The sequence below is a fragment of the Microcella alkalica genome (genome assembly GCF_014137945.1).
Lineage (GTDB): Bacteria > Actinomycetota > Actinomycetes > Actinomycetales > Microbacteriaceae > Microcella > Microcella alkalica.
Window position 1 is genome coordinate 100,548 of the sequence record NZ_JACGWX010000004.1, and the last position, 25,242, is coordinate 125,789.

Below are 25,242 nucleotides of genomic sequence, written 5' to 3' on the forward strand. Positions count from 1 at the left end.
GGAAGGGCACGCGGGGGCGGACGGAGGGGGAGGGGGCCGGGCGGCGTCGCCGCCGACTCGGCCAACTCAACCGGCAGCCCGTCTGCCCGTCTAGTTGCGCGCGGCGCCGTCCGAGGCGACGACGACGAAGGTGTCGGGCTGGCCGAACCCGTGCTCCCCGAACGCGTTGTCGACCGCGACCTGCACGCGCGAGAGGTCGCCGAGGCGGACGAGCGCGATCGCCGCGCCGCCGAACCCTCCGCCGGTCATGCGGGCGCCGAGCGCGCCCGCCTGCACGGCCGTCTCGACGGCGAGGTCGAGTTCCGGCACCGAGATCTCGAAGTCGTCGCGCATGCTCTGGTGCGAGGCATCGAGCAGGTCGCCGACCGCCACCGCGCCTTCCGAACGGAGCATCTCCACGGTGTCGAGCACGCGCTGGTTCTCCGTCACCACGTGCCGGACCCGACGGAACGTGACGTCGTCGAGCAGCTCCTGGGCGCGCGGCAGGTCATCGACGGTGACATCGCGCAGCGAGGATGCTCCCAAAGCGGCAGCGCCGCGCTCGCAGGCCGCGCGCCGCTCGCCATAACCGCCCGTCGCGTGCGAATGCTTCACGCCGGTGTCGATGACGAGGATGGCGAGCTCCGCCTCGGAGAGGCCCAGCAGCACGAGCTCGCTCTCCAGCGAGCGGCAGTCGAGGAACACCGCGTGGTCGACCTGACCGAGCAGAGACGCCGACTGATCCATGATCCCCGTCGGGGCGCCGACGGCGACGTTCTCGGCCCGCTGACCGACGCGGGCGAGCGTGCGCCGGTCGAGCCCGAGCTGCCACACGTCGTTGAGGGCGAGCGCGACCGCCGATTCGATCGCCGCCGACGACGACAGACCCGCGCCGAGAGGCACGTCCGAATCGATGAACAGGTCGAGCCCTGGCACGGCAGTCAGGTCGGCGCCGAACTCGCCGAGCGCCCACACGACTCCGAGCGGGTACGCCGGCCACCCGTTCAGCACCGCGGGCGACAGATCGGCGAGATCGATCTCGACCACCTCGTCGGCGATCGTCGACGCGACGCGGACGACGCGGTCATCCCGCAGCCCGACCGCGACGACCGTGCGCCGGTCGATCGCGAACGGGAGGACGAATCCCTCGTTGTAGTCGGTGTGCTCGCCGATGAGGTTGACGCGGCCGGGCGCCGACCAGAGCCCCTCCGGCTCGCGCCCGAAGAGCTCGGTGAAGCCGGCGCGGGTGTCGTCGCGGATGTCGGTGCTCAACTCTGGTCTGCCTTCTCGATCGCCGCGCGCAGAACCGCGGCCTGGGATTCGGGGGCGACATCGCCGATGAAGGCGCCCATGGCGGCCTCCGACCCGGCGAGGTACTTCAGTCTGTCAGCCGCGCGCCGCGGGCTCGTCACCTGCAGCATCAGGCGCACGGCATCCCGCCCCGCGTTGACGGGCGCCTGGTGCCAGGCCGCGATGTAGGGCGTGGGGGAGTCGTAGATCGCGTCGAGCCCGCGCAGCAGGCGGCGGTAGAGCGGCGCGAGGTCGTCCTTCTCCGCCTCGGTGAGGCCCGCGAGGTCGGGCACGTGCCGGTGCGGCAGCAGGTGGATCTCGAGCGGCCAGCGCGCCGCGAACGGCACGAACGCGGTGAAATGCTCCGTCTGCGCCAGCACGCGGGGCCCCGCCTGCTCGCTCTCCAGGATCCGCGCGAACAGGTCGGGCCCGACCGCGTCGACCGAGCGCAGCAGGGTGGACGTGCGCGGCGTGATGAACGGGTAGGCGTAGATCTGCCCGTGCGGGTGGGGGAGGGTCACCCCGATCTCCTGCCCGCGGTTCTCGAAGACGAAGACCTGCTCGATGCCGGGCATCCGTGACAGGGCCTCGGTGCGCCGCGCCCACGCCTCGATGACGGTGCGCGCGCGGCTGACGGTCTGGGAGCCGAACGAGCCCTCGTGTTCGGGGGCGAAGCACACGACTTCGCAGCGCCCTACGCTCGCGCGCGTGCGCTCGATGCCGATCGCGCTCAGGTCGTCGAGGCCTGCGGGCGCGTCGGGGTGCTCGAGGTCGGGCCCGAAGCTCGGCGACCGGTTCTCGAACACGGCGACGTCGTAGTTCGATGGGATCTCGCTCGGGTTCGCCGGGCTCTGCGGCGCGAGCGGATCCTGGTCGGCAGGCGGGAGGAACACCCGGTTCTGCCGGTTGCTCGCGATCGACACCCACTCGCCGGTCAGGACGTCCTGCCGCATGCGGGCGGTGCCGGGCCGCGGGTCGAGCACACGGCGGTCGATCGAGCGCTCGGGCCCGAGGGTCGAGTCGGCGTCGTCGAAGTAGATGAGCTCGCGGCCGTCGGCGAGCGTCGTGGATCTCTGCGTGATGGGCACGCTCCATGCTACGGAGGTGACCTTGCGATTTCACAAGCCGTACGCTTTCGATATCGACGACTTCCGAAAGCCCGATTCCGCTCCGCTGCGCCGTGAGCGCATGGCCGCCGCGATCGCCCGCCGCGGCTTCGCGCGGGTCACCGACCTCGCCCGCGAGCTCGGCGTGAGCGAGGTGACCGTCCGCACCGACCTCGCGGCGCTCGAGGGCGACGGCCGGATCGCGCGCGTGCACGGCGGCGCCATGCCGAAGGGCCTCGTCGCCGAGCGCGAGTCGAGCCTCGAGCAGTCGCGCGCCCGGCTGACGCGGGCCAAGGAGGCGATCGCGGCCGCCGCCGCCGCGGAAGTGCGCTCGGGTGAGAGCGTGCTGCTCGACGTCGGATCCACGACCCTCGCAGTTGCCCACGCGCTCGTCGCGCGCGCCGACCTGCGCGAGCTCGTCGTCGTGACGAACGGCCTCGCCATAGCGCTCGCGCTCGAGCCGGCCATCCCCCGATTCACGGTCGTCGTCACGGGAGGCACCGTGCGCTCGCTGCAGCACTCGCTCGTGAACCCGCTCGCGACGACGCTGCTCGACGACGTGCGCGCCGACCTCGCGATCCTCGGCGCGACGGGCGTCCACATCGAGCACGGGGTCACGAACGTGAACCTCCCCGAGGCGGAGGTGAAGCGCCGCATGGTCGCGAGCGCCGCCCGCCGCCTGCTCGTCGCCGACTCGAGCAAGATCGGCCAGGCGCACCTGGGCCGCGTCGCGCACCTCGACGAGATCGACGAGCTCATCACCGACACGGGTCTCGATGAGGCGGATGCCACCGCCCTCGCCGAGGCCGGGCTGCGGGTGAGAGCGGTCTCGCCCCGACGCCGCTGAGGCCGCGCCGGAGCCGCCCGGCATTAGTCTGACGACGTGACCCGTATCGCAGCCCCCACCGGTGAGCAGTTCCACCTCCGCCACGACGGCGCCCACGGCGCCGTCGAGGCGACCATCACGGAGGTCGCCGCCGCCCTGCGGCAGCTCTCGGTCGACGGGCATGCGCTCGTGCAGGGCTTCCCGCGCGAGTCGACCCCGCCGTTCGGGCACGGCATCGTCCTCGCGCCGTGGCCCAACCGCGTGCGCGACGGCCGCTGGGTGCACGAGGGAACGGTGCTGCAGCTCGACATCACCGAGGTCGAGCGGAAGAACGCCATCCACGGCCTGCTGCGCAACACCCCGTACCGCGTCGTCGAGAAGTGGGACGACTCGGTCACGCTGGGCGCGGCGGTCGTCCCGCAGCACGGCTGGCCCTTCCATCTCTGGACGACCGTCCAGTACGCCCTGACCGGCAACGGCATCCGCGTCACCCACACGGCGACCAACATCGGCAATCACGCGGCGCCGATCGCGTTCGGCACGCACCCCTTCCTCGCGGTCGGCGACCACCCGATTGAGGAGCTCACGCTCACCGCCCGCACCGTCGAGCACGTCATCGTCGACGACCGCCTCAACCCCGAGGGCCTCGAGCCCGTCACGGGCACGCGCTTCGACCTGAGCGGCGGCGTCGCGGTGAAGGACGCCCAGTTCGACGACGCATGGCGCGTCGAGCCCGACGGAGACGGCATCGTCCGCTCGGTGCTCTCGGCGCCCGACGGCACCGAGACCGAGCTGTGGCAGGGTCGCGAGTGGGAGTGGCTGCAGGTCTTCGTGACCCGCATCTTCCCCGGCGAGAACGGCCAGCAGACCGCGATCGCGGTCGAGCCCATGACGGCCCCGGCCGACGCGCTCAACAGCGGAATCGGTGTGCGGTGGCTGCAGCCCGGCGACTCCTGGTCGGGCAGCTGGGGCATCTGCCGGCCCGCGTAGGGAATCCGTCACTTCACGGTCGACAGCGAGTCGGCGCGCCCGCCGCACCGGACGCGCACGCCTGCGGCCCTGACGCACGCACGCCCGGGCCTCCAGGCTCGCCGCGTTCCGGCTCATCGCCGTCCAGGGTGCCTCGCGCACCGAGCAGGCCGACGACATCTGGCGCGCGGTCATGGCCTCAGAGCTCACGCCCGTGCTGCCGACCGCGGTCGACTGGCTGCGCGACGGGCAGCAGTACCGCGCGCACGACCCGGCGCTGCTCGCCGGGCTCGCGAGCTGAGAGCTGGCGCGCTCACCGCGTCGCGTCGGCTGCCGCGATGCGGATGGTGCTCAGGGGAGCATCCGGGAACACCTGCTGCGTCAGTGTGACCAGTCCCCCGTCGACGAACACCTCCAGAACGCTTCCGTCGACGACGATGCGCAGGTCGGTGATGTCTCCCCCGAGAAGAGGAGCTGTGTCGCGCGACGCGAACGCGGCGTGGAAGTCTGTCTCGCCGCTCATCGTTCGATCGCTGGTGATGGTTCGTGATGTGCCGTCGACCGTGAGAACGACGTGGCTGGAGCCTTCACCGGGCGCCGGCGCCAGCAGGACCTCGGTTCGCTGCCCTGGGCTCGAGTCGACGGAGACGTCGAAGACGGAGACTCCGGGCACCGCTGCGGGGAGGATGGGCTGCTGGACCAGGCGGAGGCGCCCGCCCTCGTGGCGCGTCAGCCGGAGCTCGCGGACGAGCGACATGCTCGACCGCCACGGAGCGGTGGGAGTCGCGTTGGCGTAGTCCCAGTTGTTCGCCCACGCGATGGTCAGTCGTCGCCCGTCGGGAGTATCATTGAACGACACGGGGGCGTAGTAATCCCGGCCGTAATCGAGCCAGTCGTAGTCGGCGAGGTCGGTCGATTCCGAGACACGATCAGCGGTGAACGCGCGCCCGTCGAAGTCGCCGATGAAGTACTGGCTTCCCGATCCGCCAGCGATCCCGCCGGGGTTGAGGCTCACGATGAGCACCCACTTCGTCTCGCCGGTGTCGTCCACGGGGAGGGCGAAGAGATCGGGGCACTCCCAGACGCCGCCGACGGCGTGCGCGGGTCCGAACTGCGACTCGAGGGTCCAGGTGGTGAGGTCGGGGGAGGAGTAGAAGGAGACGCGGTGGTCGACCGGGTTGGCGACGACCATGATCCAGTGGCCGTCCTCCTCGCCGAACCAGAAGACCTTGGGGTCTCGGAACTCGGTCGAGCCGATGTCGAGGACGGGGTTGCCGGCGTACCGGGTCCAGGTCTCGCCTTCGTCCAGGCTGTAGGCGAGCGACTGGGCCTGGGCGCCGGGGCTGCCGCTGGCCGCTGTGCTCGCGCTCGTGTAGATGGCCACGAGCGCCGTCTGGCCGGGGCCGGCGAATCCGGCGGTGTTGCGCACGTCGGCGACCGCGCTGCCGGAGAACACCATCTCGAGGTCGGTACTGGGAATGGCCGTCGGCTGCTCGTGCCAGTGAATCAGGTCGGTGGAGGTGGCGTGCCCCCACGAGATGTTGCCCCACGTGCTTCCGGTGGGATTGCTCTGGAAGAAGAGGTGGTAGATCCCGTCGTGGTACAGCAGTCCGTTGGGGTCGTTGAGCCATGTACCGTGCGCAGTGAAGTGCGCGGCCGGGCGGAACTGGGGGGTGGTGCCGGCCAAGGCGCTGGCGGGCGTCGTCGAGATCACGACAGGACTCCTTCGGGGTGATTCGGATGGGGCCGGAGCGTCTTGCCTTCGGAGCAGACGACGGTGCGGGGGCGGGTTTCGTGCCCGCCCCCGCACCGTCAGATCGCTAGCCGACGAAGCGGTCGTAGGCCTGCTGGTACACGTTCACGACGTCTTCGATGCCGAGGGACTCGAGCTGCGCGAGGTAGCCATCCCACTCGTCGTTCACGGTGCCGTTCACGATCCAGGAGGCGAACTTCTCCTTGACCAGAGTGTTGATGTCGGTCTGCGCGAAGCTCACGGTGTCGAGCTCCTCGTTCGAGAGCATGACCGGCGGGTAGGCGTCGTTCGCCTTGTACGGGGCGAAGTGCTCGTCAACCAGCGCCTGACGCTCGGCAGCGCGCGGCTCGGGAGCGACGACCGTCTCGAAGTGCTCGCGCGTGGTGACCTTCGGGCCACCCGGGGCGACGAGCTGACGACGCTCACCCTCGGAGACGCCGGCCTCAGCGGGGATCTGAACGAGCATGCCGTTGGCGTCCTCCTCCTGCGTGATGCCGATGGGCCCCCAGCTGGCCTGTGCCGACATCACCGGGTCGAAGAGGCGGTCGACCCAGCGCATGGTCGCGGCGGGGTACTTGTTGGCCGACGTGATCGCGAACGCGCCGCGAGAGATCTCCTGGAAGTTCGAGACGCTCGCCTGACGCTCTCCGTCGACGCCCTCGAGGATGCCCAGCAGTGCGTAATCGTTCAGACGGTCATCGCCGACCATTTCCTTGAGCTCCCACCAGAAGAACGAGCCGAGCACAGCAGTCTCGGACTTGCCCTTGGCCAGGTAGGCGACGTCGTCGTGAGAGAACGACTCCTGGTCGATGAGGCCGTCGGCGAACCACTCGCCGAGCGCCTCGACGCCCTGCCGGTAGCCCTCCGAGTTGGCGGTGAACTCGACCTTGCCGTCGCGAACGATGCGGTGGTCGTTGTTGGTGGGCTGGCCACCGAGCGCAGCGATGAGATCCCAGGGGTTGGCGCAGAAGTGATCCGGCTTGAAGCTCAAGGGAATCTCGTCGGCCTGGCCGTTGCCATTCGGGTCGAGCGTCTTGAACGCCTCGAGCGCGTCGCGGTACTCCTCGATGGTCGTCGGCATCGGGATGTCGAGCTTCTCGAGCCAGGCGGTGTTGATGAACAGGAAGTTGGGGTACTGCAGGATCCCGAGCTCCTCGACCGACGGCAGCGTGTAGATGTGGCCGTCCGACGCCGTGATGGCGGCGCGGATGTCCGGGCGCTCCTCGAGCAGTGCCGAGAGGATCGGGGCGTGCTCTGCGATGAGGTCCTCGAGCGGGATGAGAGTGCCGCTCGTGCCGTACTGGACGACCTCCGCGTCTGACAGTCCAGTGTTGTACAGGACGTCCGGGAGCTCGTTGCTGGCGAGCATGAGGTTCTTCTTCTCCTGGTAGACCTGGCCGGCCAGGTTCTCCCACTCGATCGAGATGTTCGTGTCGGCCTCCCACTGCTGCGCGAGCTCCATCTCGGAGTAGTCCGGCGCGAGCGCCGACTTCTCGCCGCCGAACGTCAGGGTGAGCGTCTCATCGACGATCGGCAGGCCCTCGGCGTTGAAGCCGAAGTCGGCGGAAAGGTCGGCGCCCGTGGTGGAGGCGTCGGTCGTTCCGGAGCAGGCGCTCAAGAGGAGTGCGCCAGTAGCCGTCAGGGCGACGGCGGCGGCGAATCTGCGGTGTCTCATGGGTATATCTCCTTCGATATGGGTCGGTGCAAGGGGTGGTGCGGGAGGGTGGTTCAGCTCTTGACGGCGCCGAGCAGCGCGCCCTTGGTGAAGTGCTTCTGCATGAAGGGCAGCAGGATGAGAAGAGGAATGCTCGAGATCACGATCATCCCGTACTTGATCAGCTCGCCGATCCGCTGCGCGGCGGCGTACGAGTCCATCGCTCCGGAGCCGCCGGCCCCCGAGACCTCGGACTGGATGAGCACGTTGCGCAGCACGAGCTGGAGCGGGTACATGTCTTCGTTGTCGAGGAAGATCAGCGCGTCGAAGAACGCGTTCCAGTTGCCGACGAGGTGGATCATGATCATCAGGAAGATGAGCGGCTTCGACAGCGGCAGAACAATGCTGAAGAAGAAGCGGAAGTCGTGCGCTCCGTCGAGCTGCGCGGCCTCGCGGAGCTCGGAGGGCACGTTGTTCTCGAAGAACGCCCGCGCGATGATCAGGTTCCACACGCCGATCGCACCGGGTAGCACCACGGCCCACACGGTGTCGAGCATCCCCAGGTCACGCACCACGAGGTAGCGAGCGATGAGGCCGCCGTCGACGAACATCGTGATGATGAAGAGCAGCATGAAGAACGTGCGGCCCAGCATGTCTCGGCGCGAGAGCGCGTAGGCGGCGAACAGGATCGCCGTCACGCTGACGAAGGTTCCCACCACGGTGTACGCGACGGAGTTGGCGAAGCCGCGCATGATCGCCGGGTCGGAGAAGATCCGCGCATAGCCCTCGAACGTGATGCTCTGCGGGATCAGCCAGACATTGCCGTTCAGAATCTCCGCCGGCTCGCTGATCGAGGCGATGACGATGAAGTAGAGCGGGTAGATGATCGCCGCGATCGCCAGGACGAGAAGTCCGATCGACACGGCGTTGAACGCCGGGTCTGCCATGCGGGCGAGGAGTGACCGACGGCGACGCACGGGCGCCGTCGCGCGTCGCGACCGCGACGACGAAGGTGCCGTGGGGGCAGGAGAGAGGGGTGTCGAGAGATTCATGACGAGATCACCACAGACTTGACTGGTTGGCCCGACGAGCGACCCAGTTGAAGGTCAGAAGCAGGGTGAGGTTGATGGCGGAGTTGAAGAGCCCGATCGCAGCCGAGTAGCTGAACTGCGCTTGCTGCAGACCTGCCTTGTACACGTAGGTCTGAATCACCTCAGACGTGGGGAGGTTGAGGTCGGTCTGCATGAGCAGCACCTTCTCGAACCCGAGGTTGAACAGATTGCCGATCGCCAGGATGAAGAGGATCGTCACGACCGGCATGATTCCGGGGATGTCGATGTGGCGGATGCGCTGCCACTTGTTGGCGCCGTCGACGCGGGCGGCCTCGTGCAGCGCGGGGTCGATTGCCGTCAGAGCGGCGAGGTAGATGATCATCGAGAAGCCGGCGTTCTGCCAGATGTCAGACCCGATGTAGAGCGGCCGGAACCACTCCGGTGCGCCCATGAAGAACACCGGGTCGCCGCCGAACGCCTCGATTGCATGGTTGACGACCCCGGCACGGGGGGAGAACAGCAGGTGGATCATGCCGGCGACCACGACGACCGAGATGAACGACGGCGCGTAGAGAACGGACTGCGTGAACTTCTTGAATCGCTCGCTCTGGAGCTGGTTCACGATCAGGGCGAGGATGATCGGCACGGGGAAGGCGATGAGCAGGCCCAGCGCATTCAGCGAGAGGGTGTTGACCATCAGTCGCTCGAACTGGAAGGACTCGACGAATCGCTCGAAGTGCTCCAGGCCCACCCACGGGCTGCCCGCGAAGCCGTCAGAGGGGTTGTAGTCGCGGAAGGCGATCTGCGCCCCGTACATCGGCCAGTACTTGAAGACCGCGATGTAGGCCACCGCCGGGATCAGTAATACGTATAACTGCCACGAAGAGATGGCGCGTCGGTTCAGCGAGCGCCCCCTCAGTCGAGGCGTGGATCGCCGTGTGGGGACTGCTAGACGACTCATGCGTGCACCTTTGCGCTCGCCACGGACCCGCGTGGGATCAGAGAGCAGTGAATGGGATTAATCAGGGGCGCCGCCCCCTGCTCGTCGAGGAGAATCTCGACGGCTCGGCGTGCCATCTGCTCGTAGGGGAGTTTCAGCGTGGTCAACCCTGGGTCCAGGTACGGCGCGAGCGTCTCCTGGTTGTCGAAGCCGACGATGGAGCAGTCTTCGGGAACGCGGAGGCCGAGCCTCTCGAGTGCGCGGTACGCACCCCACGCCGTTCGGTCGTTGCCGCAGAAGATCGCGGTGGGAGCATCCGGCTGCTGCATCAGGATGCGGGCCTGCTCCATGCCGTCCTCGACGATGCCCAGGCCGGGTCGCACGAGTGTCGGGTCGATCTCGATGCCGGCGTCGATGAGCGCTCGGCGATAGCCCGCGAGCCGGCCGATGCCAGCCGGAAGAACGCTGTCCGGGGCTTGAATGTTGATCATCGCGATGCGGCGGTGCCCGGCGTCGAGGAGGTGTCGAGTGGCGGCGTACCCGCCCTGCACCTCGTCGGGGTACACGCTGGGAACGCGCCCCGCGCCATCGCGAGCGTTGAGCACCACGACGGGCGCTCCCGCAAGGCTCGACGGCAGCTCCATCACGCGGTGGTACATCGCGGCGAAGATGATGCCTCGAACTCGATACGACAGCATCATCTCGACAGCCGCATCCTCGAGGGCGCGCTCGTTGTAGGTGTCGATGCTCAGGATGACCTGGCCGGTCGCCCACGCGAGCTCTTGAGCGCCCTTGAGGAGCTTGCCGGCGAAGGGTGCGCTCGCGACCTCGTCGGAGATGAACCCGATGATCCCGGAGTCGCCGCTGCGCAGGCTCCGGGCGAAGGCGTTGGTGCTGTAGCCGAGTTCGTCTACGGCGTCGAGGATGCGGGCCCTCGTGGACTCTGCCACTCGTCCCCCGTCGGCCCCGTTGAGCACGAGAGACACGGTCGCTTGAGATACGCCCGCGCGGTCAGCAACATCCCACATCGTGGGTCGTTTGCTACGGACCAAGGCAAAGCCTCCTCGTCGAGTGCGTTATGCGTAGTACGCAAGGTAAAACGTATAACCCACGCGTGTCAAGAGGCGTGTCGAAGTCGAAGAAGTCTGGCGTCGTCATCGCCGCGCTGCGGTCACCACGATCGAGGGGACGCGGCGCGGCCATCGCGTCGCAGGGTGGGCCCCGTGGGGCTCGAACCCACGACCCGCGGATTAAAAGTCCGCTGCTCTACCGACTGAGCTAGAGGCCCGCGGCCTCCAATCTATCGCGCCCGGGTGCGAGCGCGATGCCCGCCCCCGGACGCGGTCAGGCGATGTTGTAGAGCGCGCGGGCCTCGTCGTGCGTGGCGATCGGGCGGCCGACCTCCCGGGCGATCTCCTGCGCCTGCTGGAGCAGCTCGAGGTTCGTGGGGTTCCGGGCGGGGTCGTAGAACAGCTCGAGCCCGGTCTTGATGTGGCCACCGAGCTCGATGGCGCGGCGGAGGATGTGGGTGTCGTCGAGCGCACCCTGACCCCAGATCGAGATGTACCAGGGGTGCGTCACCTGCGCCTCCTCGATCATCGAGAGGTAGTAGTAGAGGCTCTCGAGGCTCGGCTTCATGCCGTTGGTGCCGATGGGCTCGGTGGCGGTGAGCCCGTAGTCGCCGATGAGGTAGAAGTCCCACATCGACCCCTGCGTCGACATCCCGCGGTTCACGTAGTGCATCGCGTGACGCAGGTGTCCGGGCTCGTAGATGCCGAAGACCATCGCGAGGTCGCGCTCGCGGAACATCTTCACCTGGCGGGCGACGCGCTCGTAGTTGAAGCCGAACTCGGGTCCGGAGAGGTAGCCCTCGTCGTCGACATCGGTGGCGAAGAGGGTGAGGCCGGTGTCCACGCACCCGATGTTGACGTTCGCGTGGTCGTGCAGCGGGGGCACGTGCTCGAGACCGCTCTCGGTCGGAAGCAGGCGCAGGTTGTTGCACGTCGTGGGGTACCAGGTGATGTCGGGATGACGCTCCAGCACGCTCCGCCACGTGCGCATGTAGTCCTCGTAGGCGTCCTCGCCGAGCAGGTCGAAGCTGCTGTTGTGAGCGTGGATGGCGCCGGCTCCCGCCTCCCAGCAGCGGATCGCGTCCTCCGCGATCTCCTCGTACGAGACCGGCGTGTTCGGGTTCATGTCCTTCGTGCGCACCCCGTTGATGTGCGATTCGATGACGACCGGGTAGTCCCAGCTCGGCTTCCTGTCGGCGTATCTGTCCAGCGCGGTGGCCATCGATCTCCCTTTCCCGTCGTTGCGAATGGAATCTATTCAGAGTGTGATGATTCATGCACAGGATGACCGGGCCGCCGCGATGATGTCAAGCGCGAGGGCGCTCAATGGCGGAGAGATGCGTTGACATGCCCAGTCGATCGCGCTACGGTGCATAAGCAAGCAGACACTGAATAGAGCGAGTGCTCGCTCTGGCGGCCGTGAACAAGGAGGTTCAACGATGTCGGCATCCCCCGAGGTGCGCCCCTTCCGCGTCAGCATCCCCGATGCGGATCTCGAGGACATGATGGAGCGCCTCAAGCGCACCCGCTTCCCCGAGGACTTCGCGAACGACGACTGGCGCTACGGGTACAACACCGCGTACCACCGCACCCTCGTCGACTACTGGATCAACGAGTACGACTGGCGCGACGTGGAGCGCCGGATGAACGAGCTCCCGCAGTTCACGGTTGACCTGATGGGCGTGCCGCTGCACTTCATCCACGTCAAGGGCAAGGGCAAGAACCCCATGCCGCTGCTCCTCCACCACGGCTGGCCGTGGACCTTCTGGGATGTCCGCAAGGTCATCGAGCCCCTCACTGACCCCGTGAAGTTCGGCGGCAAGGAGGAGGACGCCTTCGACGTCGTCCTCATCTCCCTCCCCGGCTACGGCTTCTCCTCGCCGCTGCGCGAGACCGGCTGGAACTTCTGGCACACCGCCGACCTCGAGAACGCCCTGATGAAGGACGTTCTGGGTTACGAGAAGTACGCCACGGCCGGCGGCGACTGGGGCGCGCTCATCGCGCAGCAGCACGGTCACAAGTACGAGAACGACGTCATCGGTCTCTACACCCACTTCCCGGCGCAGATGTCGCACTACCTGCCCGATCACCCCGACCAGCCCGCCGGCGTCGAGTTCGACCCCTTCCTCGGCCTTCCCGCCGAGAGCGAGTACACCGCGGAGGAGGCCGGCTGGTTCGAGCGCGGCAAGCTGTTCGTCGAGCGCGAGAGCGGGTACGGCGAGATCCAGCTGACCAAACCGCAGACTCTCGCGGCGCTCGTCGCCGACTCGCCCGCCGCCCAGCTCGCCTGGATCACCGAGAAGCGGTACTTCTGGGGCCTCGCCGAGCGCGGCGTCGGAACCGAGGCCTTCGAGAGGGTCTGGCCCAAGGAGGACCTCGTCACCACGGCGGCGGTCTACTTCCTGACCAACACAGGAGGCACCTCCTCGCGCTACTACTGGGAGTGCCGCGGCAACCCCTGGTCGCCGAGCCACGACCGCTTCCCGGTCGTCGGTGTACCGACCGCCGTCTCGATCTACCCGGGCGAGATCTACAAGCCCCCGATGACCTGGACGTCGAAGTACTTCAACCTCCATCAGTACCGCGTCCACTCCACCGGCGGGCACTTCGCTCCACTGGAGGAGCCGGAGATCTACGTGGACGACGTCCGCACGTTCTTTCGGACTCTGCGCTGATCGGCGCAGCGGCCGACATCGCGTCGCCCGGATAACGAATCCGTCACGCGCGAGGCATTCCCCCGCAGGCCCTTGTGGGGGGATGCCCTTCCGCTTACCATTCAAGTGAATGGCGAGCATTATATTGAATAAAAATGCCAACCGCTCGGAACCGAGTGCTCAATCCACCAAGGAGTCGAAGATGTCTCTTTCCTCACAGCGCGGCCGGATCGCTCGTGCATCCGCGTTCGCCGCCGCCGCCTCGCTCGCCCTCGTGGGCTGCACGACGACCGCCGGAAGCGGCGGCGAGGACGCCGGCCCGATCGCCAAGGAGGACATCGTCCTCGTGGCCTCGGTGATCAACACCGCCAACCCCTACTTCACCGCCAACATCGAGGGCGCCGAGGCGCTCGCCGCCGAGCTCGATCTCCCGCTCGAGATCGTCGACTCGGAGAACTCGTCGCAGACCGAGATCTCCAAGATCCAGGCCATTCTCGCCCAGGGCAAGAAGGTCGTCATGTTCGTCAACACCGTGGCGAGCTCCGACACTCCCACCATCGTCGACGCCGTGACGCGCGCCGGCGGCTACGTGTCGATCTGGTGGAACAAGCCGGACGAGTTCGAGCCGTGGGACCAGAGCGACAACTTCGTCGCTTTCCAGAAGCACCCTGGCATCGAGTCGGGTCGCTGCAACGCGCAGGCCATCGGCGACGCGCTCGGCGGCGAGGGCAACGTGATCATGCTCCCCGGCGTCGCGGACAGCACCACGAGCCAGACCCGCGTCGTCGGCTTCAAGGCCGAGCTCGAGGAGAACTACCCGGGCATCACCATCCTCGAGGAGCAACCCTCGAACTGGGACCCGGTGCTCGCGAACCAGAACGCGCGCGACATGATCGCCAAGTACGGCGACGAGATCGACGCCGTCTGGAGCGCTGACGACGGCATGCAGCTCGGCGCCCTTCAGGCGTTCGAGGACGCCGGCCTGCTCGAGCAGGTCAAGTTCGCGTCCGACGGCCTCTACCCCGACACGGTCGAGCTCATGAAGGAGGGCTACGGCAACAACGCCATCGTCGGCGAGACCTTCCACCGCGGCTACATGGCCTCGGCGATCGGCCTCTACACCGCCTACCTCGCGGCCACCGGCGAGATCGACCCGTCGGAGCTCCCGAACGAGAAGCGCACGAGCTTCTTCGACATCAAGTGCGTCACGCCGGACAACCTCGACGAGTATGCCCAGTACGACGAGCCGGGGGCTGCCGCGGCCTTCGTGAAGGAGCTCATCGAGAACGGCCCGTGGGACACCGAGCCCGCCACCCTCGTGGGCGGCGGCGGTCCCGAAGTCCTCGACTAGCAGGTCGCAACCCCCTTGCCGCTCCCGCCGTCCTCGCCAGGAGGACGGCGGGAGCGGCCCCCTCACCACAGACACCGTCGTCTTTCGTCAGGAGAATCACCATGGCTCAGAGGAATCCGACCCTCGACCGGCCGGTCGCCATCGACACGACCGCAATCAGGGTGCGCGAGCAGGGCATCGAGCGCCGTGCTCGGTTCCGCAGCATCTCAGAACCGCTGGGGCTGCTGATAGCCCTGGTCGTTCTCCTGATCGTCTTCTCCCTGCTCAACGACCGATTCCTCACGATCGGCAACGCGCAGAACATCCTCACCCAGGCGTCCATCCCGCTCATCATCGCGGTCGGCGCCACCCTCGTCATCCTGCTCGGCTCCATCGACCTCTCCGTCGAGGGCGTCATGGGAGCCGCAGGCATGACCTGGATCCTCCTCACCGCGAACTCGCGAGGAGGCGAGGGTCTCGGAGCGTGGGCCTGGGTCATCGCGCTCGGCGTCGCCCTCCTCTTCGGCCTCGCCAACGGCCTCATCTTCACGGGCCTGAAGGTCCCGTCCTTCATCGTCACCCTTGGCATGTGGTACGTCGGGCTCGGCTTCGCGACGATCCTCTACGGCCGCGACCTGTTCCCCCGCCTGGAGGACGCCGCGCTCAAGGGATGGACCTCGCAGCTAACGCTCGGCCTCCCCAACGCCTTCTGGCTCGCCCTGCTCGTGATCGGCATCGGGCTCGCCGTCGTCCGGTACACGCGCGTCGGCCGCGTCGCCCTCGCGATCGGCAACAGCGAGACCATCGCCCGCGCAGCCGGACTCCCCGCCTTCCGCGTCAAGGTCGCCGTCTTCGCGATCGCCGCCGTCCTGAGCGGCCTGGGCGGCATCCTCGCCACAATCCAGCTCGACATCGGGTCGCCGCTCGTCGGCTCCGGCCTCCTATTCATCGTCATCCCGGCCGTCGTGATCGGCGGCACGAGCCTCGGCGGCGGCAGGGGCGGCATCCTCCGCACCGTGCTCGGCGTCTTCCTGCTCACGGTGCTCAACAACGGCCTGATCCTCTCGGGCGTCGACACGAGCTGGCAGTCGGCCGTCTCCGGCGTGATCCTCGTCGCCGCGATCGTCTTCGCGGCGTGGTCGCACCGCGACCGCCTGGGGGTGGCGAAGTGACCGCTCGAACCGCAGCCGACGCATCCGCCCGCACCGCCCACGAGAACGAGGTGACCGCCATGAGCGACACGACCCCGGTGCTCCGCCTGTCAGGGATCTCGAAGACGTTCGGCATGAACAAGGCGGTCGACTCCGTCTCGTTCGAGATCCTGCCCGGCGAGGTGATCGGCCTCATCGGCGAGAACGGTGCGGGCAAGTCCACCCTCCTGAAGATGCTCTCCGGCAACTACCGCCCCGATGCCGGCACGATCGAGGTCAACGGCGCCCCGCAGACCTTCCGCGGCCCGGCCGACGCGCTCCGCAGCGGCATCGGCGTCGTGCACCAGGAGCAGTCGCTCTTCACGAACCTCACCGTCGCCGAGAACATCGAGATCAACACGCCGGCCGGGCGCGGCGGAGTCAGCCGCCTCGGGCTCTACAACTGGCGTCGCCTCAACCGCGACGCGGCCAGGGCGCTCGAGCTCATCGGATCGAAGCTTGACCCGAACACCCGGGTGAGCGACCTCACCTTCGTCGACCGGCAGATGGTCGAGATCGCCCGCGCGATCCGCGTGAGCGCCTCGAGCCACACCCCGCCGCTCGTCATCCTCGACGAGCCGACGGCGATCCTCGAGCGCACCGAGACCGAGATCCTCGAGCGCGAGATCAGCAAGTTGCGCGACATCGGGTCGGTCATCTTCGTCTCGCACCGCCTCGACGAGGTTCTGCGCATCTGCGACCGCGTGCTCGTCATGAGCAACGGGCGCCTCATCGCCGACCGCCGCTCGCGCGAGACGAACGAGGACGAGCTGTTCCGCCTCATGGTGGGCCGCGAGGTGCACGCCGCGCAGCGCGCCCGCTCGAGCGTCGCACCCGGCACGACCCCCGTCATCGCGGTCTCGGAGCTCGCCCGCACGGGAGAGTTCGCGGACGTCTCGTTCGACGTCTACCCCGGCCGGGTCCTCGCGGTACTCGGCACTAGCGGCTCCGGGCGCGAGTCGCTCGTCCGCACGATCTTCGGCGCGGAGGCGGCGACGTCGGGCACCGTCGCGATCGGGGGGGATGCCTCGGCCAGGCCGTCGATTCAGCGCTCGGTCAGGAGCGGCATCGGCTACCTGCCCGCCGAGCGCAAGACGGAGGGCATGGTGGGTGAGATGCCCGCCGACGAGAACCTCACGCTCACGCACCCCGGCCGCGCCGCGGTCGGCCCGTTCGAGCTGCCCCGCCGCCGCCGCGCGATCGCCGCCGAGTGGTTCGAGACACTCGACATCCGCCCGCGCACCCCCGAGCGCCAGCTCGGCGAGTTCTCCGGCGGAAACCAGCAGAAGGTCGTACTCGCCAAGTGGCTCAACTCCGACGAGCTGCGCGCGCTCCTGCTCGACCACCCGCTGCGCGGCCTCGACCCGGGGGCCGCCGAGACGGTCAACGAGCAGGTGCGCGCCGTGTGCGACGCCGGGACGGCGATCGTGCTCATCCCCGACACGATCGAGGAGGCGCTCGAGATTGCGGACGACATCATCGTCATGCGCGACGGCCGAGTCTCCGGCCGGTACGACCTCGGTCACGACGATCCCACCACGCTCGACCTGCTCGAAAGGATGCTGTGATGAGCACCACGGTCACGGAGGCCACGCCCACGACGGACGCCGCGCCTCGCCCCCGCCGTAGGATCCCCGGTCGCCACGCCTGGCAGGCCGTCGGCCCGATCGTCATCTTCGTGGCGATGCTCGTCGTCGTCGCCATCCTCACCCCGGCATTCATCGGCGGCGGCGGCCTCGCGATCGTCGCGACCTCGTCGGCGCCCATCCTCCTGCTCGCCCTAGGGCAGGCGATGGTGCTCAACGTCGGCTCGATCGACCTCTCGAACGCGGCGATCGCCCTGCTCGGCGCGATCCTGCTGGCGCTGACCCTCGGGCCCGTCGCCGGGGCGGCCCCGCTCGTGATCCTGCTCGCCACGACTCTCTTCGGGGCGGTCAACGGCTTCCTCGTCGCGACCTTCCAGGTCCCGTCGTTCGCACTCACGCTCGGCACGCTAGGCATTTTCCAGGCGGCGGCTCTCGTCCTGAGCGGGCGGACCACCGTCTACGTCTCGGCCAACAGCGAGGTCACCTCGACGCTGTACCAGACCGGTATCGCGAACGTGCCTATGACCTTCTGGATCGCGGTCGTCTTCGCCGTCGTGCTGTGGGTCATGATGCGCTACACGCGCGTCGGGCGCGGCCTGACCGCGATCGGGAAGAACGAGTCGGCCGCGATCTTCTCGGCCGTGCGCACGCGCAGCCTCAAGGTGCTCGCCTTCGCGCTCTCCGGCTTCGCCGCCGGACTCGGCAGCATCGCGATCATCGCGCAGGCCGGGTCGGCCTCCCCGAGCGGGCTCGGCAGCGACCTGCTGCTGCCCGCGATCGCCGCGGCCCTCATCGGCGGCACCTCGATCTCCGGCGGCGTGGTCAACCCGCTCGCCGTGATCTTCGGAGCCCTCACCGTCGCGCTCGTTCCGATCGCGTCCGCCGCGATCGGCATCCCCACCCAGGCGCAGAGCCTCGTGTACGGCGTCGTCATCATCGCGATCGTCGCCCTCACGATGTCGCGCAACAAGTCCAGCATCGTCAAGTAACCAGCGAGAGGAATCCACCGTGACCACGACCGAACTCATGGAGGCGAAGAACACCGGCGTTCTCGCCCACCTCGAGCCCCGCGAGGTGTTCCAGTTCTTCGAGGTGCTCACGAGCATCCCCCGCGGGAGCGGCAACGAGGAGCGGATCGCGAACTGGGTCCTCCGGTTCGCCGAGGCCCACGGCCTCGAGGCGTCGAAGGACGACGCACACTGCGTGCTCGTCCGCAAGCCCGGCCAGGGCGGGCTCGAGAACGCCGCACCGCTCGTTCTCCACGGCCACCTCGACATGGTGTGTGAGAAGGCGGAGGGCGTCGAATTCGACTTCGAGAACCAGCCTCTGAGCCTCCTCGTCGACGACGAGTTCATCTCGGCCGACGGCACCTCGCTCGGCGCCGACAACGGGATCGGCGTCTCTTACATCCTCGCGCTGCTCGCGTCGACGGACCTCGCCCACCCGCCGCTCGAGGCCGTGCTCACGGCCATGGAGGAGAAGGGCAAGGTGGGCGCCGGCCAGTTCGACGTCTCCCGGCTCTCCGGCAAGCGCATGATCGACTTCAACTGGATCACCGACAAGGAGATCCTCGCCGGCTGCTCGGGCGACGTGACCTTCATCGTCGATGTGCCGGGCGAGCTCGAGCCGACCCCGGCCGATCTCGACGCGGCACGCTCGCTCGACGTGCGCGGCCTCAACGGCGGCCACTGCGAGTTCGACATCCAGCTCGAGCGTGCGAACGCCCTGCAGGTGCTCGCCCGCGCCGTGCGCAGGCTGACACAGTCGTTCGACGTGCGCATCGCGCAGCCCTACGGCGGCGCGCAGAACAACGCCATCCCCGCCGACGCCTCCGCAGTGCTCGTCTTCCGCTCCTCCGACGCCGCCGCGATCGAGGTGGCGCTCGCCGAGCTCGACGGCGAGCTGAAGAAGGAGTACGAGCTCGCCGATCCGGGCATCCGCGTCGAGCTCACAGGGGCAGAGCGCCCGGAGACCGTGTTCTCCGCCGCCGCGACCGAGCGCCTCATGTCGCTCCTCCGCCTCATCCCGCACGGCGTCGTGAGCTGGAACCTCCACGTGCCCGGCCGCGTCGAGACGTCGAACAACATCGGCACCGTCCGCCCGACGGCGAACGGCGCGCGCATCATGTCGACCATCACCTCGGCGCTCACCTCGCGCAAGCACGAGCTGTGGGATCGCATCCGCGCAGCCGTCGACCTCGCGGGCGGCGGCGTCACCGCCGAGCTCTTCGGCCTCGACGCCCCCGAGTTCCCGTACCGCCCCGACTCGCAGCTGCTCGCGACGGCCTCGCAGGCCTACCGCGACGTGCTCGGCGCCGAGCCGAACGTCGAGGTGTCGCAGTGCTCGCTCGAGCTCGGCATGTTCAGCCGCCGCGTGCCGGTGGAGGACATCATCTCGATCGGCACCGAGCTGCACGCCCTGCACTCGCCCGCCGAGAAAGTCAACCACCGCTCCGTCGAGCGCGTCTGGCCGCTCATCAAGGAGGTCGTCTCGCGGCTCTGATCGCGGATGCTCGACCCTCGTGGCCCGGATCGCGCACGCTTCCGGGCCACAAGCCGTTCCCGGGGCTGCGCGCCTCGAGCCGGCTCGATCAGGAGGTCGCGGGACCGTGCTCGACGAGGTACTCGGCCGACTCCTCGTCGGTCACGAGCACGTTGATCCATCCGCCGCGGACGGCTGCCAGCAGCGCGCGGTGCTTGCTCTCGCCGCCGGAGACGGCGATGCGCTGGTCTGCTCGCCGGAGCTGCTCGAGCGTGACCCCGACCACGTGAGGGTCGAGGTCACCGTCGATCGGTGTCCCGTTCTCGTCCATGAAGCGCAGGTTGATCTCGCCCACGGCGCCGAGCTCGCGGGCGTGCGCGAACTCCTCCTCCGTGAAGAAGTTGTCGCCGGCGACCAGCGGCGCGACGACCGTGGCGTTGCCGATTCCGACGAGCGCGATGTCGAGCTCGTCGAGCGCGTCGAGCGCCTGGCGGGCGAACGGGTCGTTGGCGAGGATGGCGTCGCGCACCTCGACCGAGGGCGCCACGCCATGCACGCGGAGGAACACCGGCTCAGCATCCGTGAGTCGCGCGAAGCGCTCCGTCGCGGTGGTGGCCTCGTGCTGGACGGTCGGCTGGCCGACACCGCCGAGCATCTCGACGATGCGCGTCGCCTTCCCGTGCGAGAAGCGGGGCAGGTTGTCGACGAAGCGCCGCATCGATCGACTCCAGGAGGTGAAGCCGATCGTCTTGCCGTCGATGGGGTACGAGCGGAAGACGCTCGCGAGCGCCCGGCCGAGGGTCTCGGTGCGCTGCGACTCCGACTCGCCGGAGGCGTCGACGATGTGCACCTCGCGGAGCCCGAACATCGTCTCGACGCGGTCCTCCAGGTCGGCGTTGAGACCCTGGGGCGTGACGACGACCGTGCGGACGATCCCGGCGCCTTCGGCGGCGGAGAGCAGGCGCGAGACGCGAGCCTGGGAGACGCCGAGCGTTCGAGCGATCTCCGTCTGCACCAGACCGCGCGTGTGATAGAGGTGCGACACCTTCGTCATCATCCTGAGCTGGTCGAGGTCCCGATTGTCGATGGGCATCGCGTCCCCTTCCTGTTGGCGGGCGAGTGTGCTGGAATGGGCTCGCTGAGAGCTCCTCGATTCGATCGGTCCGTCGGACCTCGATACCCCCTCAGTATACGGAATCCTTAGTCCTTTTTTGACTGAAAATTCAAGGATTTCCGTTCTCTCGCCCGTCGCCATCATCGGCGATCTGACGCGCGTGCTGAGCGGCGGCCATCGAGGCGACACTATGCGGGCGCCAGCGCTCACCCCGCTGCCGCGGCTTCGGGGTCACGGAGGGCTCGACCCGCTTGACGGCGGTGGCCAGATCGGCCTTGACACGGTGTCCTGCGATGCCTACTCTCGAACCATGCCGAATGAGAATTCGGTCACTGAATAGAATTTCAGACGGTCAGCGACGACCGAGAACCACAGGAGCGGAACCGGCCATGAGCCTCTTCGAGAGCATCAGCGACCCGACCGATCTCGACGCTCTGCGCCGAGTCGTGGCCGAGTCGACGCGCCCCGAGGCACTGGTCCCGCTCGGCATCGACCGGCTCGCGATCGGCCCGGGTGCCGCGCTCGCCGTCGCCGATGAGCTCCACCGTCTGATCGATCGCCGGAGGATCCGCGCGACTCGCATCCACGTGCTGCTCATCGCGGACGCCACACTGATCCGCCGGGGCGAGGCCGATCTCAAGGCCCTGGTCCGCAACCAGCTCGACGATCACGGGTTCGCCGTCGAGACGCTCGTGCTCGGCGACCGCGAGCACTCCCTCCACGCCGACGACGATGCCCTCGACGCTGCGGCGGCCGCGGCCGCCCGCGTCGACGCCGTCGTGTCCGTCGGCTCCGGAACGATCAGCGACATCGCCAAGGTCGCGACCGACCGCGCCGGGGGCATCCCGTTCATCCTCGTGCAGACCGCCGCCTCGGTCGACGGCTACACCGACAACGTTTCCGTCATCCTCCGGGCGGGCGCGAAGCGCACGATCCCGTCCCGCTGGCCGGACGTCGTGCTCGCCGACACGACGACGATCGCGACGGCACCGACCGCGCTCAACACCTCCGGCTTCGGCGAACTGCTGTCGCTGTACACGGCCCCGGCCGACTGGTGGCTCGCGTCCCGCATCGGGCTCGACCCGAGCTTCCACGAGACGCCGCGCGACCTCCTGCTCGCTTTCGCGGGATCTCCGCGCGAGTGGGGCGCGGGCCTCGCCGACGGGGCGCCCGCCGCCGTCGAGCAGCTCACGCGCGTCCTGGCGATCCGTGGAATCGGGACGGGGATCGCCGGGACGACCGCGTGCCTGTCGGGGGTCGAGCACCTCGTCAGCCACATGCTCGACATGCACGCCGCCGCGCGCGGGCTCGAGACCGGCCTGCACGGCGCCCAGGTCGGCGTCGCGTCGCTCGTCGCCGCCGCGGCCTGGGAGCACCTGCTCGCCCGCCTCGCGGCCGAGTCCGCGACCCGTCGGCCGGTCGATCGCGACGCGGCCCGTGCGTCAGTCGAGGCGACCTTCGCCTCGCTCGATCCGAGCGGGGCCCTCGCGGGCGAGTGCTGGGCCGATGTCGCGCGCAAGCTCGACGCTGTAGAGGCCGCCGGCGACCGCATCGACGCGGTCCTCGCCGAGCTCCCGACCTCCGTCGCCGCGGGCGAGCCCGCCCTCATGCCCGTCGACGACGTCGCCGCCGCTCTCCGCGTCGCGGGCGCCGCCGCGTCCCCGGCCGAGCTGCAGGGGTGGATCGACGACGACATCTGGCAGTGGGCCGTCGCCCACTGCCACCGCATGCGCAACCGGTTCACGGTGGTCGATCTCCTCGACCTCCTGGGCTGGTGGGAATCCGCCGACGTGGGCGCCGTCCTCCGTCGCGCCAAGCAGGCCGGCGAGGGGGTGCTCGCATGACCGCGACTGCGGTTCCAGTCCGCTCGCATGCGGCCCCCCTCGTCGTCGCCGTGGACTGCTCGACGACGAGCGCCAAGGCGATCGTGTGGGATGCCGCGGGCGCCCGCGTGGCGAGCGCGCACGCGCCGCTCCCTCTCAGCACGCACCAGCCCGGCTACGGGGAGCAGGACCCCGCCGATTGGTGGAGCGCAACCGCCGAGGCCATTCGCGCCGCGGTCGATGGCATCGATACCGATCGCGTCATCGCCGTCAGCGTCACTCACCAGCGCGAGTCTTTCGCGTGTCTCGATGAATCCGGCGCGGCCGTGCGCCCCGCGATGCTCTGGCTCGACGTGCGGGCCCGCGAGCAGGTCGAGCGCTTCGGCACCAACCGCGTGCACGCGCTCACTGGAAAGCCCGCCAACCCGACTCCCGCTTGGTACAAGCTCCTCTGGATCGCCGAGCACGAGCCCGAGACGCTCGTCCGCACGCACCGCATCGTCGACGTGCACGGCTATCTCGTTCAGCGGATGACCGGGCTCTGGGTCACCTCGATCGCGAGCGCCGATCCGCTCGGGCTCGTCGACCTAGTGACCGGCGACTACTCCGACGAGCTCCTCGACGCGGCGGGCGTGCGCCGCGATCAGCTCTGCGAGCTCGTGGACCCCGGCACGCGCATCACTACGCTCACGGAAGACGCTTCGGCCGAGCTCGGCCTGCGCGTTGACACCGTCGTGATCGCCGGCGCGGGCGACGGTCAGTGCGCCGGGCTCGGGGCAGGGGTCACCGAAGCGGGGCGCGCTTACCTCAACCTCGGCACCGGACTCATCGCGGGCATCGTGAGCGAGAGCTACGCGCCGAGCGCCGCGTACAGGGCGCTCACCGGCGCCGTCCCCGGCACCTTCGACTTCGAGCTCTTCATCGGCGCGGGCACCTACATGGTGACCTGGTTCGTCGACACGTTCCTCGAGCCGCCGGGCGTGGGTGGTAGCACGCCCGGCGGACTCGAGCTCCACTGGGAGCAGCAGGCGGCGATGATCGCGCCGGGCAGCGACGGACTCGTGGTGGTGCCGTACTGGAACGGCGCCATGACGCCGTACTGGGACGCCCGTGCGCGCGGCATCATGGTCGGCCTCACCGGCGCACACGGCCGCGCGCACATCTACCGCGCCATTCTCGAGGGCATCGCCTTCGAGCTGCGGCTGTGCGTCGAGCACGCCGAGGCCGGGCTCGACCGCCCGGTCTCCGAGTTCGTGACGATGGGCGGCGGCTCGCGCAGCCCGTTCTGGTGCCAGTTGCTCGCCGACGTCCTCCAGCGCCCGATCGTCCTCGCGGGCGAGGACGAGGCGACCTGCCTCGGCGCCGCCATGCTCGCCGCCGCCGGTGCCGGCATCCACGACGGCATCGAGGCCGCGTCGGCTGCGATGAGCGCACTCGGCCGCCGCTTCGAGCCGGATGCATCGGCCCCGGCGATCTTCAACGGCCTCTACGCAGGCTACCGCGCCGTGTATCCCGCGCTCGCCCCGGTCTTCCCCACTCTCGGCGGGGTCGCCGCATGAACGCCATCTCCGTAGCGGAAGTCGCGGTGCGGCTGAGCTCGCCCTCGCGCTTCTACAGCGCCTATCTCTTCGATCTCGACGGCACCATCTACCTGGGCGACGAGCTGCTCCCCGGAGCGCGTGAGCTGCTCGCGGCGCTGCGGTCCCGCGGCGCGCGCACGGTGTTCCTCTCCAACAACCCGACCAAGGATCCGGCGATGTACGTCGAGAAGCTCCGGCGCCTCGGCATCCAGGCCGAGCTCGGCGATGTCGTCAACACGGTCGTCTCGACGGTCGGCTGGCTCACGCGGAACCACCCGGGTGCGACGGTGTTCGCGATCGCGGAGGAGCCGCTCGTCCGCGCGCTGCGCGAGGCGGGCATCCGCATCTCGGAGGATCCGGCCGAGATCGACATCGTCATCGCGAGCTACGACCGCGCGTTCGACTACCGCAAGCTCCAGATCGCGTTCGACGCCATCTGGCAGAACAAGCGCGCGCAGCTCATCACGACCAACCCCGACCGGTACTGCCCGTTCCCGGGCGGTCGCGGCGAGCCCGACGCCGCAGGCATCGTCGCCGCGATCGAGGCGACCACGGGCATCACGTGCTCGGCCAACATGGGCAAGCCCGACCGCATCATGATCGACACCGTCCTCGCCACCCTCGGCGTGCCAGTCGAGGACGCGATCATGGTCGGCGACCGCCTCGGCACCGACGTGCGCATGGCCGTCACCGCGGGCATGAACTCGGCGCTCGTGCTCACGGGCGACAGCACGCTGCACGACGTGCAGGCGACGCCCTCCGCCGAGCGCCCCACTTTCGTGCTCGACCGCATCGACCGCCTCCTCCCCGAAGGGACGAGCCCGTGCGGCAACGACTGACCCTCA

20 protein-coding genes and 1 tRNA gene are annotated in these 25,242 nt (G+C 68.8%); 11 read left to right on the forward strand and 10 right to left on the reverse strand.

Annotated elements, in window-relative coordinates; all coding sequences use genetic code 11:
• Positions 1–90: 90 nt before the first annotated feature.
• Positions 91–1,251 (reverse strand): galactokinase, encoded by a 1,161-nt coding sequence (gene galK / locus FHX53_RS08800; RefSeq protein ID WP_182490978.1) that lies wholly within the window; start codon positions 1,249–1,251, stop codon positions 91–93.
• A complete protein-coding gene (gene galT, locus FHX53_RS08805) occupies positions 1,248–2,357 on the reverse strand; it encodes a galactose-1-phosphate uridylyltransferase (protein WP_425488311.1) in 1,110 nt (369 codons plus the stop codon). The genes galK and galT overlap by 4 nt, the downstream gene beginning before the upstream one ends.
• Before the next feature lie 16 nt (positions 2,358–2,373).
• Here galT and FHX53_RS08810 point away from each other — a divergent pair, with 16 nt between their 5' ends.
• Together FHX53_RS08810 and FHX53_RS08815 are read left to right on the forward strand one after the other, a co-directional pair.
• Positions 2,374–3,222 (forward strand): DeoR/GlpR family DNA-binding transcription regulator, encoded by an 849-nt coding sequence (locus tag FHX53_RS08810; RefSeq protein ID WP_343050935.1) that lies wholly within the window; start codon positions 2,374–2,376, stop codon positions 3,220–3,222.
• Positions 3,223–3,258: 36 nt separating this feature from the next.
• Positions 3,259–4,191, forward strand: coding sequence for an aldose epimerase family protein (locus tag FHX53_RS08815; RefSeq protein ID WP_182490979.1), 933 nt, complete (start codon positions 3,259–3,261; stop codon positions 4,189–4,191).
• A gap of 292 nt (positions 4,192–4,483) precedes the next feature.
• Here the strand turns inward: FHX53_RS08815 and FHX53_RS08820 are convergent, their stop codons facing one another.
• The 7 genes from FHX53_RS08820 to FHX53_RS08850 form a co-directional block, all read right to left on the reverse strand.
• The gene (locus FHX53_RS08820; protein WP_182490980.1) at positions 4,484–5,884 is read right to left on the reverse strand and encodes a GH32 C-terminal domain-containing protein; all 1,401 of its coding nucleotides are present in this window, start codon (positions 5,882–5,884) and stop codon (positions 4,484–4,486) included.
• Between the two features lie 106 nt (positions 5,885–5,990).
• The gene (locus FHX53_RS08825; RefSeq protein ID WP_182490981.1) at positions 5,991–7,598 is read right to left on the reverse strand and encodes an ABC transporter substrate-binding protein; all 1,608 of its coding nucleotides are present in this window, start codon (positions 7,596–7,598) and stop codon (positions 5,991–5,993) included.
• A gap of 53 nt (positions 7,599–7,651) precedes the next feature.
• Complete coding sequence (locus FHX53_RS08830; RefSeq protein WP_246335605.1) at positions 7,652–8,524, reverse strand: carbohydrate ABC transporter permease; 873 nt, start codon at positions 8,522–8,524, stop codon at positions 7,652–7,654.
• A gap of 112 nt (positions 8,525–8,636) precedes the next feature.
• On the reverse strand, positions 8,637–9,479 hold the full coding sequence (locus FHX53_RS08835; protein WP_343050936.1) for an ABC transporter permease: 843 nt from the start codon (positions 9,477–9,479) through the stop codon (positions 8,637–8,639).
• Positions 9,480–9,586: 107 nt separating this feature from the next.
• The gene (locus FHX53_RS08840; RefSeq protein WP_246335624.1) at positions 9,587–10,597 is read right to left on the reverse strand and encodes a LacI family DNA-binding transcriptional regulator; all 1,011 of its coding nucleotides are present in this window, start codon (positions 10,595–10,597) and stop codon (positions 9,587–9,589) included.
• Positions 10,598–10,784: 187 nt separating this feature from the next.
• Positions 10,785–10,857: transfer RNA gene (locus FHX53_RS08845), tRNA-Lys, on the reverse strand.
• Between the two features lie 56 nt (positions 10,858–10,913).
• Positions 10,914–11,861: a beta-keto acid cleavage family enzyme gene (locus FHX53_RS08850; protein ID WP_182490985.1), complete on the reverse strand. Its 948-nt coding sequence runs from the start codon at positions 11,859–11,861 to the stop codon at positions 10,914–10,916.
• A gap of 217 nt (positions 11,862–12,078) precedes the next feature.
• Here FHX53_RS08850 and FHX53_RS08855 point away from each other — a divergent pair, with 217 nt between their 5' ends.
• The 6 genes from FHX53_RS08855 to pepD all read left to right on the forward strand — a co-directional run bounded on the left by FHX53_RS08855 (position 12,079) and on the right by pepD (position 19,901).
• Positions 12,079–13,314: an epoxide hydrolase family protein gene (locus FHX53_RS08855; protein WP_182490986.1), complete on the forward strand. Its 1,236-nt coding sequence runs from the start codon at positions 12,079–12,081 to the stop codon at positions 13,312–13,314.
• 181 nt (positions 13,315–13,495) lie between these two features.
• Positions 13,496–14,644, forward strand: coding sequence for a sugar ABC transporter substrate-binding protein (locus FHX53_RS08860; RefSeq protein WP_182490987.1), 1,149 nt, complete (start codon positions 13,496–13,498; stop codon positions 14,642–14,644).
• Positions 14,645–14,745: 101 nt separating this feature from the next.
• Positions 14,746–15,795: an ABC transporter permease gene (locus FHX53_RS08865; protein WP_182490988.1), complete on the forward strand. Its 1,050-nt coding sequence runs from the start codon at positions 14,746–14,748 to the stop codon at positions 15,793–15,795.
• The gene (locus tag FHX53_RS08870; protein ID WP_182490989.1) at positions 15,792–17,381 is read left to right on the forward strand and encodes an ATP-binding cassette domain-containing protein; all 1,590 of its coding nucleotides are present in this window, start codon (positions 15,792–15,794) and stop codon (positions 17,379–17,381) included. Before FHX53_RS08865 ends, FHX53_RS08870 begins: the two co-directional genes overlap by 4 nt.
• Positions 17,381–18,388, forward strand: a complete 1,008-nt coding sequence (locus FHX53_RS08875; RefSeq protein WP_182490990.1) for an ABC transporter permease — start codon at positions 17,381–17,383, stop codon at positions 18,386–18,388. The genes FHX53_RS08870 and FHX53_RS08875 overlap by 1 nt, the downstream gene beginning before the upstream one ends.
• A 19-nt stretch (positions 18,389–18,407) precedes the next feature.
• On the forward strand, positions 18,408–19,901 hold the full coding sequence (gene pepD, locus FHX53_RS08880) for a beta-Ala-His dipeptidase (RefSeq protein ID WP_182490991.1): 1,494 nt from the start codon (positions 18,408–18,410) through the stop codon (positions 19,899–19,901).
• Between the two features lie 88 nt (positions 19,902–19,989).
• On the opposite strand, the gene FHX53_RS08885 is transcribed toward pepD, so the two are convergent.
• On the reverse strand, positions 19,990–20,973 hold the full coding sequence (locus tag FHX53_RS08885) for a sugar-binding transcriptional regulator (protein ID WP_182490992.1): 984 nt from the start codon (positions 20,971–20,973) through the stop codon (positions 19,990–19,992).
• Positions 20,974–21,383: 410 nt separating this feature from the next.
• Here FHX53_RS08885 and FHX53_RS08890 point away from each other — a divergent pair, with 410 nt between their 5' ends.
• The 3 genes from FHX53_RS08890 to FHX53_RS08900 are packed head-to-tail and all read left to right on the forward strand — an operon-like array spanning position 21,384 to position 25,236.
• Positions 21,384–22,838, forward strand: coding sequence for an iron-containing alcohol dehydrogenase (locus tag FHX53_RS08890; protein WP_182490993.1), 1,455 nt, complete (start codon positions 21,384–21,386; stop codon positions 22,836–22,838).
• Positions 22,835–24,376 carry a xylulokinase gene (locus FHX53_RS08895; RefSeq protein WP_182490994.1) on the forward strand — a complete coding sequence of 514 codons (1,542 nt, stop codon included), beginning with the start codon at positions 22,835–22,837 and terminating at the stop codon, positions 24,374–24,376. The genes FHX53_RS08890 and FHX53_RS08895 overlap by 4 nt, the downstream gene beginning before the upstream one ends.
• On the forward strand, positions 24,373–25,236 hold the full coding sequence (locus FHX53_RS08900; RefSeq protein WP_182490995.1) for an HAD-IIA family hydrolase: 864 nt from the start codon (positions 24,373–24,375) through the stop codon (positions 25,234–25,236). The genes FHX53_RS08895 and FHX53_RS08900 overlap by 4 nt, the downstream gene beginning before the upstream one ends.
• Positions 25,237–25,242 lie beyond the last annotated feature (6 nt).